Source organism: Methanobacterium aggregans (assembly GCF_017874455.1).
Classification (GTDB): domain Archaea; phylum Methanobacteriota; class Methanobacteria; order Methanobacteriales; family Methanobacteriaceae; genus Methanobacterium_C; species Methanobacterium_C aggregans.
The window spans coordinates 305171-324804 of sequence record NZ_JAGGLN010000002.1; the positions used below are offsets into that span (position 1 = coordinate 305171).

Annotated in this window: 18 protein-coding genes; 8 read left to right on the plus strand and 10 right to left on the minus strand. The window is 37.6% G+C overall.

Translation table 11 applies throughout. The annotated features are described in order from the left end of the window. Positions 1-76 precede the first annotated feature (76 nt). The 5 genes from J2756_RS04270 to J2756_RS04290 form a co-directional block, all read right to left on the minus strand. Positions 77-1273, minus strand: a complete 1197-nt coding sequence (locus tag J2756_RS04270; protein WP_209582899.1) for an MFS transporter — start codon at positions 1271-1273, stop codon at positions 77-79. Between the two features lie 176 nt (positions 1274-1449). Further along, positions 1450-2445: a site-specific tyrosine recombinase/integron integrase gene (gene xerA, locus J2756_RS04275; protein ID WP_209582901.1), complete on the minus strand. Its 996-nt coding sequence runs from the start codon at positions 2443-2445 to the stop codon at positions 1450-1452. 38 nt (positions 2446-2483) lie between these two features. Continuing rightward, positions 2484-3995: an ATP-binding protein gene (locus J2756_RS04280; protein ID WP_209582902.1), complete on the minus strand. Its 1512-nt coding sequence runs from the start codon at positions 3993-3995 to the stop codon at positions 2484-2486. 134 nt (positions 3996-4129) lie between these two features. Next, complete coding sequence (dnaG, locus tag J2756_RS04285) at positions 4130-5278, minus strand: DNA primase DnaG (RefSeq protein WP_209583214.1); 1149 nt, start codon at positions 5276-5278, stop codon at positions 4130-4132. Between the two features lie 206 nt (positions 5279-5484). Further along, entirely contained in the window at positions 5485-5892 is a 408-nt protein-coding gene (locus J2756_RS04290; RefSeq protein ID WP_209582904.1) for a toprim domain-containing protein, read from the minus strand. 457 nt (positions 5893-6349) lie between these two features. Between J2756_RS04290 and J2756_RS04295 the strand changes: the two genes are divergently transcribed. From J2756_RS04295 to J2756_RS04315, 5 genes are all read left to right on the plus strand, one after another. Beyond that, positions 6350-6640, plus strand: a complete 291-nt coding sequence (locus tag J2756_RS04295; RefSeq protein WP_209582906.1) for a DUF211 domain-containing protein — start codon at positions 6350-6352, stop codon at positions 6638-6640. 133 nt (positions 6641-6773) lie between these two features. After that, complete coding sequence (locus J2756_RS04300; RefSeq protein ID WP_209582907.1) at positions 6774-7442, plus strand: RraA family protein; 669 nt, start codon at positions 6774-6776, stop codon at positions 7440-7442. Positions 7443-7470: 28 nt separating this feature from the next. After that, a complete protein-coding gene (locus J2756_RS04305) occupies positions 7471-8529 on the plus strand; it encodes a UPF0104 family protein (RefSeq protein ID WP_209582909.1) in 1059 nt (352 codons plus the stop codon). A gap of 135 nt (positions 8530-8664) precedes the next feature. Then, positions 8665-8940: an H/ACA ribonucleoprotein complex subunit GAR1 gene (locus tag J2756_RS04310; RefSeq protein ID WP_209582911.1), complete on the plus strand. Its 276-nt coding sequence runs from the start codon at positions 8665-8667 to the stop codon at positions 8938-8940. Positions 8941-8996: 56 nt separating this feature from the next. Beyond that, on the plus strand, positions 8997-9932 hold the full coding sequence (locus J2756_RS04315; RefSeq protein ID WP_209583216.1) for a transcription initiation factor IIB: 936 nt from the start codon (positions 8997-8999) through the stop codon (positions 9930-9932). Between the two features lie 299 nt (positions 9933-10231). Here the strand turns inward: J2756_RS04315 and J2756_RS04320 are convergent, their stop codons facing one another. Continuing rightward, positions 10232-10429, minus strand: a complete 198-nt coding sequence (locus J2756_RS04320; RefSeq protein WP_209582913.1) for a DUF2116 family Zn-ribbon domain-containing protein — start codon at positions 10427-10429, stop codon at positions 10232-10234. A 116-nt stretch (positions 10430-10545) separates the two neighbouring features. Further along, on the minus strand, positions 10546-11223 hold the full coding sequence (gene pyrH, locus J2756_RS04325) for a UMP kinase (RefSeq protein ID WP_209582915.1): 678 nt from the start codon (positions 11221-11223) through the stop codon (positions 10546-10548). Positions 11224-11470: 247 nt separating this feature from the next. On the opposite strand from pyrH, the gene J2756_RS04330 reads away from it, so the two are divergent. The 3 genes from J2756_RS04330 (at position 11471) to prf1 (ending at position 16675) form a co-directional block, all read left to right on the plus strand. Next, entirely contained in the window at positions 11471-14215 is a 2745-nt protein-coding gene (locus J2756_RS04330) for a PEP/pyruvate-binding domain-containing protein (protein WP_209582918.1), read from the plus strand. After that, positions 14181-15110, plus strand: a complete 930-nt coding sequence (locus tag J2756_RS04335) for a DUF7065 domain-containing protein (protein ID WP_245315927.1) — start codon at positions 14181-14183, stop codon at positions 15108-15110. Before J2756_RS04330 ends, J2756_RS04335 begins: the two co-directional genes overlap by 35 nt. A 335-nt stretch (positions 15111-15445) precedes the next feature. Further along, positions 15446-16675, plus strand: coding sequence for a peptide chain release factor aRF-1 (prf1, locus tag J2756_RS04340; RefSeq protein WP_209582920.1), 1230 nt, complete (start codon positions 15446-15448; stop codon positions 16673-16675). Between the two features lie 220 nt (positions 16676-16895). Here prf1 and J2756_RS04345 read toward each other — a convergent pair whose 3' ends face one another. The 3 genes from J2756_RS04345 to hemC all read right to left on the minus strand — a co-directional run bounded on the left by J2756_RS04345 (position 16896) and on the right by hemC (position 19395). Next, on the minus strand, positions 16896-17495 hold the full coding sequence (locus J2756_RS04345) for an orotate phosphoribosyltransferase-like protein (RefSeq protein ID WP_209582922.1): 600 nt from the start codon (positions 17493-17495) through the stop codon (positions 16896-16898). Between the two features lie 77 nt (positions 17496-17572). Continuing rightward, on the minus strand, positions 17573-18526 hold the full coding sequence (locus J2756_RS04350; RefSeq protein ID WP_209582924.1) for a Gfo/Idh/MocA family protein: 954 nt from the start codon (positions 18524-18526) through the stop codon (positions 17573-17575). Continuing rightward, on the minus strand, positions 18523-19395 hold the full coding sequence (gene hemC / locus J2756_RS04355) for a hydroxymethylbilane synthase (protein ID WP_209582926.1): 873 nt from the start codon (positions 19393-19395) through the stop codon (positions 18523-18525). Before hemC ends, J2756_RS04350 begins: the two co-directional genes overlap by 4 nt. Positions 19396-19634: the final 239 nt, after the last annotated feature.

A 19634-nucleotide genomic window follows, 5' to 3' on the forward strand; every position in this document is an offset into this window, starting at 1 on the left:
AGTAATTTTTTTATTCGTTAAACATTAATTAGTTATGCATTCACAAATAAAAAAAAAAGGTTGATGGATGGGGTTATCATGATTTTTGAGCCTTCATTTTCCTTAAACTGAAGAACAGAGGAGTTGAAGCAAGTTGCATGATCATTGAGAATGCAACGAGGTAAAATAAGGATAAACCATAGAGCAAGCCCATAACAACACTTCCTGCAAACCATGAAATTCCATAAACTGTGTTAAAAGCCCCGTAGGCAACTCCTCGTCTTTCAGAAGGTGCCATGAGTGCAACTGCTGCCCTCATTATGGATTCCTGAGCACCCATTCCAACGCCCCAGAGTGCCATTCCAAGGAGTGCTGTGTAGAATCCTCCCAAAAAGATTAGAGGTGCAAAGAGGGAGGATATTACTGCAACCACTACCATGATTGAAACTCCCTCTCTGTCAAATAGCCTGCCGAATACGAGTGCTGCCAGTGCATCAACTCCCATTGCAACTGCATATAATACTGGTATCATTGCCTGTGAAACTATGGCCTGACCTTGGAAATGGTAGGCTATAATTGGGAAGTCCGCAAATCCTGCTGCAAGAAGGGCAACTCCTGCCATGTATATCCAGTAGTTTCTCTTAAATCCCTTCATATCCAACTGAGGCATTGTGCGTTCCATATCGTGTGGTCTGGGGTAAAGAAAACGAGAAACAATTAACACGATTATTGCAAGTAGTGCAGGTACGATAAGCACTGCAAAACCTGTCCTGTAGGTTCCATTCAAGACTAGGACAAGTGCAACGATAAGAGGGCCCAGTATGGCCCCTATCTGATCCATTGCTTCATGTATCCCGAAGCCCCATCCACTACCAACCTGAGATGTTGCATGGGACAACATAACATCCCTTGCGGGTGTTCTAACAGCTTTTCCAAGTCTCTCAGTTATTAAAAGTACGGCTGCAATTTCCCAGCTTCCTGCAAGGGCAATTAGGGGAACTGCAAGAAGGTTTATAATGTACCCTACGATGGTTATTGCCCAGTAGCGTCTGGTTTTATCGCTGAGGTATCCTGAAAAGAATCTGAGGATGTAACCTATGAGTTCTCCAAAACCTGATACAAATGCCACAGTCAGTGCACTGGCCCCTAAAAGTGCCAGATATGGGCCTGTGATACTTCGAGCCCCTTCATAGGTCATGTCCGCAAGTAAACTCACAAATCCTAATAATATTATGAATTTCCATGCATTTGACTTTAAAATATCCCTATTTTCCTCAGATTTTTCATTTTCCATTATTTTTTAATCCCCACTTCATATTTAATCATGATTCCCCATTCAAGTTTATAAAATATTGGATTTATTCGTTAAAATAGGATTCAACAGAAATTTAATTTTTTAAAATAATTTTCAAAAAAATCATAAGCCAATAAAAAAAAGAATAAAAATTCTATCCTATGATGTTCCAGGTTTTAACTCAACTTTGCCCGATCATAAACATCTTTAAGGGTGTGCATATCCACACTCGTGTAGATCTGAGTTGTACTCAGGTTTGAATGGCCCAGAAGTTGTTGTATGGCCCTGATGTCCACTCCATTTTTTAGAAGATGGGTTGCGAATGAATGGCGCAGAATATGTGGTGTTACCCTTTTTTGAATACCTGCAGCTTTTGCATAGTCCTTTATCATCATCTGAATGTAGCGCGGAGTTAAATGGTTTCCTGAACGATTCACAAAAAGATATTCACTATCACAGCTTCTTTTATCAAGGTAACCCTCAAGCATTTCCTTGGTTTCATCATCAAAAAGTACTATTCTATCCTTTTCACCTTTACCCCTTATTCTTAGGGTTCGCTCACGAAGATCAACACTGTTTGTACGAAGGGTTACGAGTTCAGAAACTCTGAGACCTGAAGAATATAAAAGGGCCAGTATTACCTTATTTCTGAGCTTTAAAAACTCTGAATGATGGGTGGAACTGTTTTTAGAATCTCCATCCATTGCATGTATCAAACGTTGAACTTCATCTTCATTAAGAGATTTAGGGAGTGATTTTGTTCTTTTAGGAGTTTTAACATCTTTAAGTACACTTATGCCCCCAAATTCAAAGAATTTTTTCACAACAACTGTTACGAGGTATATGTAATTCTGGGAAACATCTTTATCCCGTTTCAAATACCTTATATACCGTTTGAATGCTCTTAAAACTAATCTTTCATCATATAAATCCTTTTCACCCAATAAAAATCTGTGAAAATTGGTTATTATTGATTTATATGTTTTGATGGTGTTTCCTGAGTAGTTCCTTATCTCAAGTTCAATTAAATAATCTTCTATCATTTCTGGAAAGTCAAATGCATCGAGTATATTCTCTCTCAAGAGGTAACCAGATTCACCTGCAACAGATCTTTCTAAATCTGCAGGACCTCCCTCAGAACTTCTCCAATGTTGATTTGGGTAAGGACTCATGTTATCAGATTGATTTGATATTTTTTCCATTTATAATTTTACATGTAGCTTCTGTCAACATTCTCATTGGGAGTACCATCATTTCCACCAGCCATATGTTGAGAACTGGATACATCCTTTTCCATGGCATTTTGAAAGGAACTGTACCTTTTTATTATTTGATCTTCGATTGAAACAGCATTTTCTATGGCAAAGAACATATGTTTTTCTTCTATGAGGTTGTTACCCTCCATTACTGCCATATCTCCTGCCATCCGTACAACTCCTCCAAGATCACGAAGTCTTAATGTTAATGAGTTACGTTGATCATCAATGGCCTTTGCCCTTCTTTTTGCATCCTGAATCAATATTTCAACAGCAGCCCTGTTTGCATGGGGTATTTTTCCATCCATCTCTATTTCCTGGGCTACGAACTGAGCGATTTTTGATTGATTCTCCTCAGTATCGGGCATTGTAGTTTTCATGAGAATTTCATAGCCTTCACCCTGGATCCTTGAGCGCAGTGGTGGGAGTATGTACTGCACATCACGTATGTTGCATGCTCCAACAAATATGAAATCACAGGGAACATCAGAAACTTTAACGGAACTTCCAGCACTCTGCGGATTCCTTCCAACTATTGGAAAGACTTTATCCTGCATTGCACTCAATATGTAACGTTGTAGTGGTGCTATGTGAACTATTTCATCTATAAAAAGAACGCCTTCATGTGCTTCATGTATTGCACCAGGTACAACCCGTTCATAGGGCTGAGTTCCAAGGTCAGGATGTCCTCCGTAGGGGTCATGTCTAACATCTCCCAGAAGTTCTGTTTCGCTTGCACCTGTTGCCTGTATGAACATCTTCCTTTCAAGGGGCAATATGATGTTTTTGGGCTTTTCTTCAACCATCACCCTTCTCCTCTCAAGGGCGTGCTGATCCAGTATTCTTATTCTGTCTCCATCCACACGTTCGTAGATAACAACTTCTTCCCTTCCATTGAGCATGCGTGTTGTTGTAACCCGCTCCTGTGGAATGTTTATTGCACCTGAGCTCATCTCGAACATACCAAGAAGGTCGCCTAAATGTTTTCTCCGGGCATTTATATGGGCATATTTATCTGCGCCACAGTTAGGGCACATGCTTTGGTAAGCATTGTTGTAACTTCCACAGTTAGCACATCTGAACCCTAATCTTTCTGCAACTGCATCCGGAACATCCTGTGGATTTACAAGATCTCCCTCTGCCCTTTCAAGGTCTTTCTGCTGGTTTTCCATCTCTTTTCTATTTTTAATCTCAACAAAAGGTCTTTCAGGTCTTTCAGGGTTGTGCACAACTGTTACTTCCTCCTGAGACTCTCCAAGATGGAATGATATGGCCTGGGCTATTAAAGATTTGCCTATGCCCGGAGGTCCAACAAGAAGAAGATTTCTTCTTTGTTTTGCAGCGATTTTAACGAATTTTATAATGTCTTCATGGCCTATCACTCTTTCCAGTGGATCTTTAGGTATAAGGATATCTTCCGTCGTTTCAAAATCCTTTAAAAATTCCTTTTTCATGTTAACATACATGGATACCACCTGATTTATGTCTAACACATTATAAAGGGGGGATGATTAAAAAGGAAGTCCCCTGAATTTATGCTTATTTTTTGAACCCATATAATACTGGATTTTATAGAGGTTTGAATGATTATGGTGTGAGCTTACCTTGTTATGACCTTTATTGGGCCTGGTTTTTTCACAACTTCACTCATCCTGACTGCAACTATGTACTTTAAGCCCTTCTCCTTTGCAATATCTATCAATCTCTGGCTTACCACACCATCGAATACAACTGCGTAGGTATTGTTGTTGACGTTTTTAAGTTCCTCGTAAAGATTTTCAACTTTAACTTCCTTGAGGATGTTCATTGCATCGTCAAGAATTTCAGCGTTTCCAGATCCTTCCAGTTCCTTGAGGATGTCCTTTAAAAGATTTATTTTGTCACCGCTTTTTTGTTGTTCAACCTTCTCAACCTTAACACCCATATCCTGGTAAATCTGTTCAACAGGTATTTTATCCCTTAAAGCCACCATTACCTCATCTTTGCTGAGATCTTCAACTTCTTTACCCCTTGGAGCTCGGGTAACGTAGTCAATTTCTCCAACCTGAAGAAGCTCTTTGAGGATGAGGTCGCCCCCCCTGTCTCCATCAAGGAATGCTGTAACTGTTTTGGTTTTGGTTAGTTCTGCAACTGCCTTTGGAACACTTACTCCTTCAACAGCTATTGCATTTTTAACTCCGTATTTGAGGAGGTTTAAAACATCTGCCCTTCCCTCAACCACGAGTATTGCATCCGAACTTATGACGTTTGGGCCGGATGGAAGTTTATCATCACCATAATCCGTTATTTCATGGATCCTCATGGCTTCCTTAACTTCCTCTATCATTTTAAGGCTTTCTGGAGTTACTTCTTCCATCATTCCCTTGTAGAGTTCTTTGGCCCTGTCAACAACCTTTCGCCTTTTAACTGCCCTGACATCTTCAACCTTGGTAACCTGAATGTAGGCTTCGCATGGCCCCACCCTGTTTATTGTTTCAAGTGATGCAGCCAGGATTGCAGTTTCAACCCTGTCAAGGCTTGAAGGGATTACTATTTCTCCTTTAGAACGGCCTGCTTTGGAGTTTATGTTGACTTTTATCCTTCCTATTCTCCCTGTTTTCTGTAATTCCCTTAAATCAAGGTCGTTGCTTAAAAGCCCCTCTGTCTGTCCGAAAATTGCTCCGACAACATCGGGCTTTTCCACAATACCGTTAGCATTTATTTGAGCGTGAATGAGATATTTAGTTGTGCTTATTTCTTCTTTTCCCATGTTTGGGCCTCCTTCATGCACAGATACCCTCATGATATTAACCCACTGATATAATTCGATAACTGGATGATTCCAATCCTCTCAAGGGAAGTTATGATTAAGTATCGTTGTAATTCATTACTCCATTTGATTCATTATCGTAATACCACCTGTAATATCATTGCCATTGGCGTAAGTATCTTAACATAAATTTTGATGAATAGTGACTACCAGCGATCACCATGGGGGCGTTCCTCGAGTTCCAGTTGATCCATGTGCTTTGGAAGACTCTCAATGTCCTTTATATACTTCCTCGTGATTCCCATGATTTTGCGTCTTATACTAAGGTCTGGATGGGAACCAAGACTTTGTATGTCCTCTGAAAGTCTCTTGGCAAGTTCATCGCCTTTTTTATCAAAGTCAGTTAATATTATGACTTTTGAAGATGACTGTGCAGCCATCTCAGCTATTTCAAATAATTTAAGGCCTGAACCTGAGACTTTTATGAAATTACCATTGATACCAAGTTTTTTCAAAGCTTTTTCATCTTTTCTTCCTTCGATCAGTATTGGCATTCCCTCTTCAACGCAGATTTTGAGTTCTTCTATTATACAGGACAATCTTCTAAAACTCATTTGTAAAGCCCTTTGATGATGTCTAAATAGTATCCTACAGAATAATATAACTGATCTAATATATAAAATTGAAGCTATAAAAAAAATTGGATTTAAGGAATTTTCAGGGTTTTTTGTGTGATTAAAAACCATTATTCTCGCTTAATTTAAATATAACGATTATAATGTGGTAATGTATTAGGTATGATCGTGAAAAATTAATATTTTTGATAATAAACCTATGAGATATTGTTTTAATTTCAAGGTAAAGTTTTAAATATTTTTGATTCAAAAGGTAAATGTGAAAAGATTTTTTTTATTGACATAAAAGTTATCTAATCTACTAAAAAAAGTCTATTAAAAAAAGTATTGAAGACAATTTATCATAAAAAAAAATAGTACAGTTGTACCCAGTTAAATGTGGCGAAACAAGGATTACTGTAAAATAAAATTTATTTTAAAAAATGGAGGATTTAAAGTGGCAAAAGGCCTTATAAGAATAGTTCTGGACATACTGAAACCGCATGAACCAACCATCCCTTCTTTTGCAAAATTTTTAAGTGAACTAAGCGGTGTTGACGGTGTTAACATCACACTCATGGAGATAGACAAGGAAACAGAAAACGTTAAAGTCACAATGCAGGGTGACGACCTGGACTTCCAGGAAATAAGCGATGCAATAGAACAGTACGGTGGCTCAATACACAGTGTTGATGAGGTTGTTGCAGGTAAAAAGCTTATTGAAGAAGTTACAACCCCTCAGGATTGATAAAACAGGTTCAAATAGAAGAAGCTTTAAGGAATTGGTACACGTTACGTTAATTAATAAAAAATGAACTGTGTTTTTAAATGCATTTTTGGATGAATGCATTTATTGATTAATTTTTTTGGATTGATAAAAAATGACAGGGAAAGAACTTTCAGCAGAATCCCTATTAAAAAATTTTTCAGCAGAATTAGCCCGCTCAAAACTTTGTAATTCTCGCGTAACAACCTCCAATCTGTCAGATGCCATGAGGCATGTTGCAGGAGAAAATGGTGTCCTTACAGGAGTTAAACCTGTTAAAGAAGGCATCAAAATAATGGGAACAGCAACAACCGTTGAAACTGCTTCTGATGATTGGGGAACAGTTATAAAAGGAATATATTCATCTAAAAGGGGAGATGTTCTGGTTATAAAATGTGATAATGATGATCCTGCAGTCTGGGGAGAACTGGCCTCAAGTACGGCTCAGAAAAGGGGAATAGTTGGAACAGTTATCTATGGATCCGCCAGGGACATTTCAGGCATTAAAAACCTGGATTACCCAGTGTTCTCAAGGAACATCATACCAAATGCAGGTGATGCAAAGGCAGAAGGATATGTGAACGTTCCATTGAACTGTGGAGAAACCCTTGTAAATCCTGGAGACTTTATAATGGGCGATGAATGTGGTGTGGTCTGCGTACCCCACCAGATCCTTGAAGAGGTGTTCAAAGAAGCCTTCAGCATATTGGATAACGAGGATGAGATCGTTGCAAAGATAAAGAAGGGTTCATCTTTTCTGGAGATACTTGGAATAGATAAGTAAATATAGTGAAAGGAAAAAAGTTTTTAAGATGCAGACGAGTTATGAGTTCATCCTGGAACATAAATGGGAAATTGTAATCACATTTATAATCGGAGCATTCATAATCTTTTTAATATCTGTTGCTGTCGGATTGGAAGACATAATCAATGTTTTAAGCCATTCCAACCTTCAGATAATACTTTTAGCCATTTTTCTTGAGTTGATTTTAATAGTAGCATGGACCCTGCGCTGGTCACTGATACTGAAGGTGGTTGATCACTCACCTAGATTTAAGGATCTCTTTTTGATGATGTTCACAAGTCTTTTTGGAAACAACGTAACCCCTGGAGCTGCAGGGGGCGAACCACTTCGAGCTTACCTTGTGAGTAAATTTGAAGGAGTTCCATTTGACCTCGCATTTGTATCTGCAAGTGCTGATAGGGTTTTTGAATTTTTCCCCTTTCTATTGGTTTCCCTCTTTGCAATTTACATGGTATTCACATGGAACATCTCAACCATGAGCGCAGTTGCCCTGAGCATACTCATACTCATAACAATGACATTTTTCGGGCTTTTGATATACGTTGGAATCAACAAGGACATTGCCCAGAGAATAATAATCAGGATTGCGCGTGCAGTCTATCCATTCTTCAGCAAACTCAGTAAAAAGGATGTTAGTTTCTCATACGTAAAGGAAAAACTGATCTACTACGTTGAAAGGTTCACAACTGGTTTTTTAACTGTTCTCAAAAACCATAAAATATTCACCCTGGGCCTTGGAATATCATTTGGAATGTGGGGTATAGATATGGTTCGTATGTACCTCTGCTTTATGGCTGTTGGTTCATATCCACCATTCGTGCCCATGGTGATTATATACAGCATAGCCCTCCTTGTAACCATACTCCCCACACTTCCTGGAGCTCTTGGACTTCGTGAAGGAGTTATGGTTGGGCTTTTCTTAGTGGTGGGCGTTCCAGCAGACGTAGTACTGGCTGCAAGCCTCATAGATCGCGTTATAAGCTATTTAATACCCACAGCAATCGGAGCGATTACAACAGCATATTACGGAAATTTATTAAAAAAGGACGACTCAACCAGCACTTGAAGGGTTTTGATCAGTTAAAATGACATCTTATCCCATAGAACCCCATTTAATGACTACTCTTAAAACTATCGAAATCTTTATATACTAGTTCTAACACCAATAATATTTATATAAAAAACTTTCGGTTTGAGGGTAATGAAAAAACTGGGAAAAATCTCACACATCTCCAATAGAGGCCGTGTTATATTAAGGTCTGACAAAACGCCAGGTTTCGGATTAGCTGTTTTTACAGAAGATAAAAAGAGATTTGGTACTGTTTACGATGTATTCGGTCCAACAAAAGAGCCATACATATCAGTCAAAGTCTATGAAAAAGATCCTAAAAAACTTGAGAAACGAGTTGGGGAGACCCTGTACATATCATCAAAACCTATTAAGAAGTGGGGGCGAGGGAAACGAAAGAAAAAATGAAACACGAAGTTTCACAGATCGAAAATGGAGAGCATGATGTTTCAGAAAAAGAGCAGATGAAACAGGATGTCTCTGAAATTGAGAAAATTGAAACCAAATGTCCAGAATGTGGCTCTAAAAAGCTTATAAATGATCACGAGCGTGGTGAAGTAGTATGTGGAGCCTGCGGTCTAGTGATAGACGACAACATTGTTGACATGGGTCCTGAATGGAGGGCATTCGACCATGAACAGCGAGACAAACGTACAAGGGTAGGTGCACCTATAACCTACACCATACACGACAAAGGTCTCTCAACCATGATCGATTGGAGAAACAAGGACATATACGGCCGTGACATACCTGCAAGGAACCGTGCACAGTGGTACAGGTTAAGGAAATGGCAGAGAAAGATCAGGATCTCCGGTGCAACTGAAAGAAACCTTGCATTTGCACTGAGCGAACTTGACAGGGATTCCTCAAGACTTGGCCTTCCAAGAAGCGTCAGGGAAGCAGCATCAGTTGTCTACAGGAACGCTGTGGAGAACAAGCTCATACGGGGAAGGAGCATAGAAGGAGTGGTTGCAGCATCACTCTACGCAGCATGCAGAAGATGTAACGTACCCAGAACCCTTGATGAGATTGCAGAGGTCTCCAGAGTCAGTAAAAAAGAAGTTGGAAGGACTTACAGGTTTTTAACCCGTGAATTACATATCAAGTTACCACCAACATCTCCTGTGGATTATGTTCCAAGGTTTGCAAGCGAACTGGGACTTTCAGGAGAGGTGCAGTCCAAGGCCATTGAAATAATTGAAAAAGCAATGGAAAAAGGATTGACCTCTGGAAGGGGACCTACAGGAGTTGCAGCAGCCGCACTTTACATTGCATCAGTTCTTCTTGGAGAGAGAAAAACTCAGAGGGACGTTGCAGATATTGCTGGAGTTACTGAAGTAACCATACGTAACAGGTACAAAGAGCTTACAGAACAGCTCGATATGGGTGTAACATTATAGGTTCACCCTAAACTCTTTTTTTATCAATAATTAAATAAATTTACTTTTAATTAATTTAGTGTTTTTTAATTAAAAATTATAATAATAAACATTTTAGAATCCACCTATTTTCTATGGTTTTGAGGTTCTAATGGTTTTAAAATTGTTTATAATTTGAACTTTATAATTTAAAAAAATAAGTAATTTTAACTGGTCTACTCAAATTGAATTTAAATTAAATTAAATTAAAAAATAGGGATCAAGAAAGTATTTATTAACCAAATATGTCCCTAAAATATTTTTAAAACAATTTTTATCCATTAGAACAGTTTACCACGTAGAGTTAGAAGTATCCACACCAGTATGAAAACTATGAAGAGTCCGTAAAGGATTTTTCGTGTTTTGGCAACTTTCTTCTGGTTTTCAGCTGCAATCTGTTCGCAATCCTGTGAGCAGTACCTCTCAGATAGTGGTACTGGCTTTCCACATACAGGACAATGTTTGTGTTGCTCCACCATATTTACACCTCTTATTTTGTAATTTAAATTTTAATAGCTTTTTAAATAGTAGTTTTGATTGGATTTATTTTTGATATTTGATAGCAAGTAGGGATTTAGATCTTTATCCTCATGTTCTACTCTTGGGATACAATGCGCGTTCCTATCTTCTGGGTCAAAGCCCTTTGAATGTTCTGGGCATCGTTACCATTCACTATTACAGTGTTTATTGCTGATCGTTTGATGATCTGTATAGCTGTTGTGTCGAAAAACTCATAGGTCCCTGCCTTGATTTCATTGCTGCTCATGAGTTCCATCATCCTTGAGGGTGTTACCTCAGTGAACATCTGGGCATCTGGGTACTTGTTGGGATCCTTGTTGTAGAGTCCATCCACAGAGGTTGCATTCACGAGTATGTCTGCATTAACGAACTCTGCAAGAATACTTCCAACTGCATCAGTACTGTGTGCCGGCTCTGTTCCACCCATAACAACAATTTTACCAGAGCTTGAAAATTCCATGGCTTCCCTGAAGTTATGAGGGACAGAAGGATAAGCATATTCACCCAAGGCCATTATGAGGAGTCTTGCATTGAGCCGGGTCACATCTATACCCACATCATCACAAAGAGCCTCAGATACTCCCAGACCTCTCGCTATTCCTATATAATCCCGGGCTGTCTTACCTCCACCAACAACCACGAATACTTCGTTTTCTGCTGCCATTTCCTTTAGAACATCAGCATAATCCTTAAATCTTCTGTAATCATGATCCTTTATTATTATTGATCCGCCTACTGTTATGACTATTCGCATCTCATCACCATCAAAGATAATGTTAAATCTAATACAATATAAGGCTGTTTTTTTTGTAAACTTTTATTTAATTTTTTATGATTTTTTAGCACAATCATATTACATGTATTGTAAAACTGTTATGTCCGTAGTTTCATTTTTTTAATTTAAAAAAAAATCATACTGCTTTATATTATACCTACCTTAAAAACAAATACAGAATTCTACTTATTTTAAAAATAGATGGAAAAAATATAGTGATTGTATTGTGAGCACTGATAATATGGTTGATATAAATAATTATGTGATAGATCTTAAAGAAAAAGACCTTAACATAGAAAAAATTGGAGGCAAAGCCTTAAATTTGGCCAAAATGTCATCATCAGGTTTTAATATTCCCTCAGCATTTATTGTTTCAGTAGATGCCTACGATTTTTTTATTAAAAAGGAATTAACAGGTAAAATATCTGAAATTCTTAATTCTATTGATTTTGACAACGAGGATTCTATCTCTCATGGTTGTTCTTCCATTCGAAGCCTAATAAAATCAGAGGAATTACCTTCAGATCTGTTTTTGGAAATCCATAATAAGATAATTAATCTCCCTGAGGGATATTATGCCGTAAGATCATCAGCAGTAGCTGAAGATCTGGCAGATGCCAGTTTTGCAGGGCAACTGGATAGTTTTCTTTATATAAAAAATGAGGATATCCTGGAAAACATTGTTGATTGCTGGGCATCTTACTGGAATGATCGTGCCGTAAAGTACAGGCATGATTCTTCCATAGGACATTTAGACACCGAAATGACCGCTGCTGGAATAGCTGTACTGGTACAGAAAATGGTCAATGCTGATATCAGTGGAGTGACCTTCACAGCTAATCCAGTTAATGGAAATAACCACATTGTTATTGAGTCCACCTGGGGTCTGGGTGAATCTATTGCCTCTGGAATAGTCACCCCAGATATTTTTGTTTTAAGTAGGGATGGAAGTATTGTTGAAAAAAACATTAAAACAAAAAACCAAGGATATTTCCTTAGAAACTGTGAAAACACTTTAATTTCTATCAAAGAAGAGTATAGGAACAAATCAAGCCTCAATGAAAAAATCCTTAAAAAAATACTGGAAACCGGAATAGAACTTGAAAACCTTTTTGGTGTAGCTCAGGATATTGAATGGGCAATAGAATATGAGAGTAATGGATCAAATAAGGATGGAAAGTTAAATAAAAATGAAACAAAATCCCCGAATATCTATATCCTTCAATCCAGACCAGTAACTACCCTTACAGATGACTCTGAAAAAGATGATATCTTATGGACCCGAGCTTATGGAGATGAGTACTGGGCTGATGCCACAACACCTCTGTTTTATGATGTCATGGGGAAAATGCTCACAGATTATGTTAATCATGAAGGTGCCCGGATAATGGGGTACAAAGAAATAACTGACACCAAACTCTTAAAACTCCACAAATCCAGGGTTTATTTTAATAGCTGGGTTTTAGAAAAAACTTTTTCATATTATCCCAAATTTGCCAGATCTAAAGAGTTGTTAAATTATTTCCCATTAGAAGATCAGGAAAGAATATCACAATATCCCTCCATATTACATAAAACCTTACTTTCACAGATTTTAGTAGCCATTCGAGACCCGGATGGAATGATGCACAGAACAGACAAGGCATATAGAAAATGGGCCAAAAAATTCATGGAAAAGTGTGCATATTTCGACAAAACTGATTTAACTGTCTTAAGTGACGCTGAATTATCATTACTTTATAATGATATCGAAACATCCGGTATTAAACACTATCAATTAATAAGATACGGTATGGTTTCTCATTCCATAGCAACCAACTTAATGATCAAAAACTGGCTGGTGAAATGGTTAGATGATAATGATGGTTCCCTTTATGCAGGCTTAATTTCAGGTTTAGAGGATAATAAAACCGTGGAAATGAATATCAAGTTTTCGGATTTGGCTAAAATCATAAGAGAAAACCAGGATTTATTGGCAAAAATAAATTCCATCAACGATTTAAGTTCTTTAAACGAAACAGAGATCAATGAATTAATTGATTCTAATTTAAATTTTAAAAAAGATTTTGAGTTATTTATCCAGAATTATGGACACCGCTCCAATACCCGTGAAATATTATATCCTCGATGGAGGGAAGATAAATCTTATGTCTTAGAAGTTATTAAACTACTATCTTCTTCTGATTTAGATTTAAGAAAAAAAGAAGTAGAAAGTCGTGAAAATAGATTTAAAACCGAGAAAGAAGTTTTTCAGAGAATAAAAAAACAAAAAGGCGGGTTTTTCAAGGCAAAACTATTTGGAGTGGTGCTTAATTTAGCTCAAACATATTTAACCTTCCGTGAAAATCAAAGATTTTATTTAGATCACCTGCTTTTCCGTCAAAGATTGATGTTACAGGAGATGGGAAGGAGGTTAATGATAAAAAATATTGTTGATGAAACAGGTGATGTTTTCTTCCTCTATGAAAAAGAATTATTCAATTTTTTTAATATTAACCCTTCAAAGGTAGAATTAAATGAAAAGATTCCATTATTACCAGATAAAATTCTAAAAAGAAAAAAAGAGTTTTATAGATATAAATCTTCACTTCCACCAAAGTTCTTAAAAAACGGGATTGAATTTGATGATACTGTTATGGAATATGGTAAAAATGCAATTTATGGTGCTGCAGCCAGTCCTGGAATATTCAAAGGTGTAGTCAGAGTGGTAGAATCTATTGAAGAATTATCCCATCTGGAAGATAATGAAATTCTCATAACCAGTAACACAGATCCTGCCTGGACCGCAGTATTTTCAAAGATAGGGGGCCTTATCACCGAAACTGGAGGAATATTATCCCATGGTGCGGTAATTTCCCGTGAATATAGGATACCTGCTGTAACTGCTGTTAAAGGAGCTACTGAACTTTTTAAAACAGGTGAAGAGTTAGTTATAGATGGTAATGAAGGAGTTGTATATAAAAAAGAATAAGGCACGTGGTGATCATATGGATTTTAATTTAGAAACACTAAAAAAACATGAAGAATGGAATGAAAGCTATTATTTTAATTTTCATGACAGAAAAAATGATTTAACTGCTTTTATGCGCATAGGAAACAAGGTTAATAAAAATGAAAAATCAATGTTCTTCTATTTAATGTCCCCCACAATCACCGCTGGAATTAAATTAGAAACTCCCTGTGATGATAAACCATTGAATATCGCAGGTTTAGGTTATCATGAGCTTGAACCTGGAAAATGGAAACTTAAATATGATGGCCCAATTTTTAATCCATTAGATAAAACTGAATTTAGAGTTAAAATGGATGTGACCTGGGAATCTTTAAACCCCATCATGAATTATGTTGATTGTGTTGATGAAAAACAGGTAGAATTATCATCTAATGTGGCATCGGAGCATTATGAACAGTTTGGAAAAGCTGCTGGAAAAGTTGAAATTAATGATGAAACATTTGAAATTGAAGCACTGGGTGAAAGAGATTTAAGCCGCGGAATAAGGGCATGGGGATCTCCTAAGATGTGGATGTGGATTAACTCCGAGTTTTCCAATGCCGAAGCTTTTAACATAACCAAACTTTCCGTTGATGAAGGGGATATAGATGCAGGATATTTCTATACAGGTTCAGTTAATGAACCACTGGTAAAATCGGATATAAGTCTAGAATTTAATAATGGAATCCCCTCTAAGTTTTCAATGAACTTATTTGACAAAAAAGGTTCTGAATATTCAGTTACTGGCGAAGTAGTTCGATTTGGAATGATTCCAGTTGATGAAAAGATGATTCTCATAGAAACCCTTTCCAAATATAACTGGGATGGAAAAGAAGGGCATGGTATAGCGGAGTTTTTAGTTCCTAAACCATAATGACGAATTGCGGGTCCTGAATAGCTGAAATTGTTGGAAACCTAAACCTAGGATCAAAATAGATATCATAGTTAAACTAATATCTAACTTCCATTTAGAGGTGTTACATGGTTTGGAATTGTAGACCATACATAATATAAAGTTTGGATACCAATAGATAATTAAGTTAAAGTACAAGTTATAACTTAAGAATTATTCTATACTAAAATTTTTAAAATACGATTTTAAGTTAACTAGAATGATTGAAACTGATCTGTTAAATCTAAAGGGATACCGCAGAGTAATAACAGATTGAACAATATCAACAATGATTTCAAGTTTTTAGGAGTGATAAAGTGACTGAAGTATCCTCAAAGGAATTGTACGAGGTTAAAAGAACCCTTAAAGAGCTTTCAGATAAGAAAGGTAGGGGAACAGAACTTGTTTCAGTTTATATACCACCAGACCGTCAGATAAGTGATGTTGTAAAGCACATGCGTGAGGAGTTAAGCCAGAGCGCCAACATCAAAAGTAAACAGACAAAGAAGAATGTTCAGTCTGCAATTGAGGTTATAATGCAGAGAATGAAACTCTTCCCACGCCCACCTGCGAAGGGACTTGTTCTTTTCGTTGGAATGATCCCAAGGGGAGGTCCTGGGACTGAGAAAATGGAAACCTACATGTTTGAACCACCAGAACCTGTGCAGACCTACATCTACCACTGTAACTCAGAGTTCTTCCTGGAACCCCTTCAGGAGATAATCGAGGACAAGGAAGTTTATGGTCTTGCAGTTATAGACCGTAAAGAAGCAACAATAGCCCTTCTTCGAGGTAAAAGGATCGATATTGTTAAACACCTTACAAGTGGTGTGCCCGGTAAACACAAAGCAGGTGGTCAGTCACAGAGAAGGTTTGACCGTTTGATAGACCTTGCAGCCCACGAGTTCAAGAAGAGAATTGGAGAACATATGAACGAAGCATTTTTAGGCGTTCCAGAACTTAAGGGTGTTATAGTGGGAGGCCCCGGCCATACCAAGGAAGAGTTCGTTGAGGGAGACTACCTGCACTACGAGATAAAAAACAATATAATAACAACTGTGGACACCTCCTACACCGGTGAATTTGGTATCAGAGAGGTTATTGACAAATCCATGGATGTTCTGGATGAAATTGGTGTCATGAAGGAGAAGAAACTCGTTCAAAAATTTTTAGGTGAACTGGTTGATGATAACGGCCTTGCATCCTACGGTGAAGCTGAAGTCAGGCGAAACCTCAAGATGGGTGCTGTTGAAGTCCTTCTACTATCTGAAGACCTTAAATCCAAAAGGTTGACCTATGAATGTCAGTCCTGCGGACATACCCAGGATAAAACAGTTAAAAAAGCTGTTGAAGAGGAGGATAAAACATGCCCTAAATGTAACGAGAAAATGAAAGTTTCTGAAAGCAGGGATGTTATTGATGACTTCGTTGAAATGGCTGAAGAAGTTGGATCTAATGTTGAGATAATTTCAACAGAAACTGAAGAAGGAATGCAACTTATGAAAGCATTCGGAGGAATTGGTGCCATATTAAGGTACAGAATGTGATTAAAACTCCCTTATTCTTCTTCTGTAGAAAATAGTTCTATCTTCTTCTGTAGAATTTTTTATAAATTATTTTTTTTATTTTGGAAGTTTTTTATTCTTTCTTAAATTAAAGGAAAGTAAAGCAGAAAAAAATATTAGAATTTAAATAAAAATTTAAATATTTATTTTAAATTTAGAAAATATAAAAGAAGTTTAAAAGGGTTTGAAACCTATTAAAAATTTATCCTAACCTGCTTACCCGGATCAGGGATTCCACAGGAACACCTTCAACTTCAGATATTCCCTTTTTATCGATTAGGACAACTGCTGCAAGGGGCTCTGCCCCCACGTCTTTGAAGATCTTTATGGCTTCCCCTATGGTCCTGCCACTTGTTATAACATCATCAACTATAACAACTTTTCTGCCCTCTACAGATGCGAAGTTGCTGCTTACAGCTCCTTTAGCGTCTTCTTCCATTTTTCTGTGTTTTATTGGGTGGAAAACAGATATGTCTGCATCTATTATCTCTGCCATCATGGTTGCAAAGGGTATTCCACTGACAGTTATTCCCACTATAACTTCGGGTTCCCCGTACTGGAGTGCCATATCCACCATGGCTGCTGAAACATATTTCATACGAAAAGAACTGCCTCCAAGACTTTTCCAATTTATTGCAAAATCTAAAGGTGCTGCTCCCTCACTCTCAGCTTTTTTACCGGTTCCCTGCAGTATTAGCCATCTTGCTGTATCCTTTGATACGTTGAGATCATCAGCTATTTCTCCTGTTGTAAAACCTCTATTTCTAAGTTCGTGGGCTTTTTTTATGAGTTTTTCATTCATAGGTCACCAAATCCTTCAGTCAATCCATTCACCCCTACAAGATCACGGGATGAACACTAAAAGCATCGCCATAAACACTAACATTCATTCATGTTCACAGGTATTTTATGTTTAGCAGATTTCATAGCTGCTAAAACCACTTTAAGGGCGTGTATACCATCTTCTCCTGTGATCCTTGGTTCTTCATCATTTGTAACTGCAGATAAAAATGAACCGAGTTCCTCTTTAAGGGGTTCTTTATGGTCAACTTTAACCTTCTGGGCATTTTTTCCGTAGACTTTAACTGTCTGGTCCACGTAATCAATGGATATTATCCCATCAACACCAGTTATATCCAGCTGTCGTTTTTTATAGGGCGTTAACCAGTTAGTTTCCAGAATACCTATAACTCCATTCTCAAATTTCATCATGATCTCTGCATGATCCTCATATTCACATTTTTCAAGTTTACTGCCCATATTAGCGTAAACATTTGATGCTGGACTGTCCAGAAGGTAGAACATAATATCCACTTCATGTATGGCAAGGTCTATTGTGACTCCAACATCCTTTATCCTTGGGGGAAATGGTCCAAGTCTCTTTGCAGAAGCAGAAACAAGATCACCTATTGCCCCTGCATCTATGAGTTTTTTAGCCTCAAGAACTGCCGGGTTGAATCTTTCAACGTGCCCAGTTGCAAGTTTAACCCCTGCATCATGAGCAGCCTCAACCATTTCCTTTGCCTCATCCAATGTGAATGCAATGGGCTTTTCAACCAGAACATTTTTTCCATGTTCTATTGCACTCATAACAACTTCGTAATGGTACGTGGTAGGTACACAAACACTGACTACCTCTATTTCAGGCATTTTAAGAATATTATCATAATCAACAAAACCCACAGTGTTAAATTCCTTGGAAACCTCTGTCATAGTTCCCTTCACAACATCTGAAACAGCCATTAGATTTGCATTCTGAAGTTCAGAATAAACCCTCACATGGTTGTAGCCCATTGCACCAACACCAATAACACCAACATTAACCTTACTCAAACATAATCCTCCATCATACGCTTTGCAACTTCAACACCCAACTCACGGGCGTTAGCTGCAGAACCTTGTAAATTAACCTTTGAAAGGACTTCTCCTTCCTTTGTAAGTAGAATACTTTGAAGATCCAGTAAATCTCCATTCGTTCTTGCAGAAACTCCAAGGGGCCATTGACATCCAACCCCAAGTTCTTCAAGAACTGTTTTCTCAGCAATAACCTCATTTTCAGATTGTGAATGATTTAACTTCCGTAAAACATCCCTTTTATCAGTATCACCTCTTGCAACAACTGCAAGAGCTCCCTGACCTGCTGCAGGGGTGAAATATTCTATGGGAAAAATTTCCTTGATATGCTCTTGAAGACCAAGTCTCTTTAAACCTGCTTCAGCCATTATAGTTGCATGGTAATCTCCATGAATTACCTTCTTAACCCTGGTATCTATATTTCCCCTTATGGGTTTTATGTTAAAATTTTTTTCATGATAACTGCAGAAGGCTTCTCTCCTAAGACTGCTGGTTCCAATCTCTGCACCTTCAGGCAGCTCATCCCAGGAATACTTTGATATGAGAACTTCTCGTGGAGATTCTCTCCTTGGAACTGCAATTATTTCAAGACCATCTGCAAGTTCCGTTGGAAGGTCTTTAAAGCTGTGAACTGCAAAATCAACTTCTCCCTCCAGAACTGCTTTGTCAAGCTCCTTTGTGAATATTCCCTTTGCATCGATGTTGTAAAGTTGAGAATCCTTTATTTTATCTCCGGTTGTTTTGATTAAATTTACCTTTACTTCTTCATCTGTTATTTTAGATAATGAACTGATTATACTTTTTGTCTGGACAACTGCAAGACTGCTTCCCCGAGTACCAACGTTCAAATAATCATCTCCGTGAGTTAGGGGTCTATTTAATTCCCTCAAATAATCTGATAATTACTGATCCAATAATTAAGGAGATTCATAGTTACTTAAAACTTCAATAAAAGTTTCATGAATTCATAAAAATCCGCTTAATAAATATTAATTTTGATTGTTAATTCCCTAAAATCCTTATTCAATGGTTTCTTATGATCTTTAATAAATGTTGCCATGGGTAATCTGCAGCCCCATAAAAAAAA

Excerpts from the sequence above, each read along its gene's own strand:
- pyrH (WP_209582915.1), bottom strand. The coding sequence starts at position 11,223 with ATGCGAATAGTCATAACAGTAGGCGGATCAATAATAATAAAGGATCAT.
- J2756_RS04335 (WP_245315927.1), top strand. The coding sequence starts at position 14,181 with ATGGTAATGAAGGAGTTGTATATAAAAAAGAATAAGGCACGTGGTGAT.
- J2756_RS04315 (WP_209583216.1), top strand. The coding sequence starts at position 8,997 with ATGAAACAGGATGTCTCTGAAATTGAGAAAATTGAAACCAAATGTCCA.
- J2756_RS04305 (WP_209582909.1), top strand. The coding sequence starts at position 7,471 with ATGCAGACGAGTTATGAGTTCATCCTGGAACATAAATGGGAAATTGTA.
- J2756_RS04300 (WP_209582907.1), top strand. The coding sequence starts at position 6,774 with ATGACAGGGAAAGAACTTTCAGCAGAATCCCTATTAAAAAATTTTTCA.
- J2756_RS04290 (WP_209582904.1), bottom strand. The coding sequence starts at position 5,892 with ATGAGTTTTAGAAGATTGTCCTGTATAATAGAAGAACTCAAAATCTGC.
- xerA (WP_209582901.1), bottom strand. The coding sequence starts at position 2,445 with ATGAGTCCTTACCCAAATCAACATTGGAGAAGTTCTGAGGGAGGTCCT.
- dnaG (WP_209583214.1), bottom strand. The coding sequence starts at position 5,278 with ATGGGAAAAGAAGAAATAAGCACAACTAAATATCTCATTCACGCTCAA.
- J2756_RS04345 (WP_209582922.1), bottom strand. The coding sequence starts at position 17,495 with ATGAATGAAAAACTCATAAAAAAAGCCCACGAACTTAGAAATAGAGGT.
- J2756_RS04280 (WP_209582902.1), bottom strand. The coding sequence starts at position 3,995 with ATGTATGTTAACATGAAAAAGGAATTTTTAAAGGATTTTGAAACGACG.
- J2756_RS04320 (WP_209582913.1), bottom strand. The coding sequence starts at position 10,429 with ATGGTGGAGCAACACAAACATTGTCCTGTATGTGGAAAGCCAGTACCA.
- J2756_RS04310 (WP_209582911.1), top strand. The coding sequence starts at position 8,665 with ATGAAAAAACTGGGAAAAATCTCACACATCTCCAATAGAGGCCGTGTT.
- J2756_RS04270 (WP_209582899.1), bottom strand. The coding sequence starts at position 1,273 with ATGGAAAATGAAAAATCTGAGGAAAATAGGGATATTTTAAAGTCAAAT.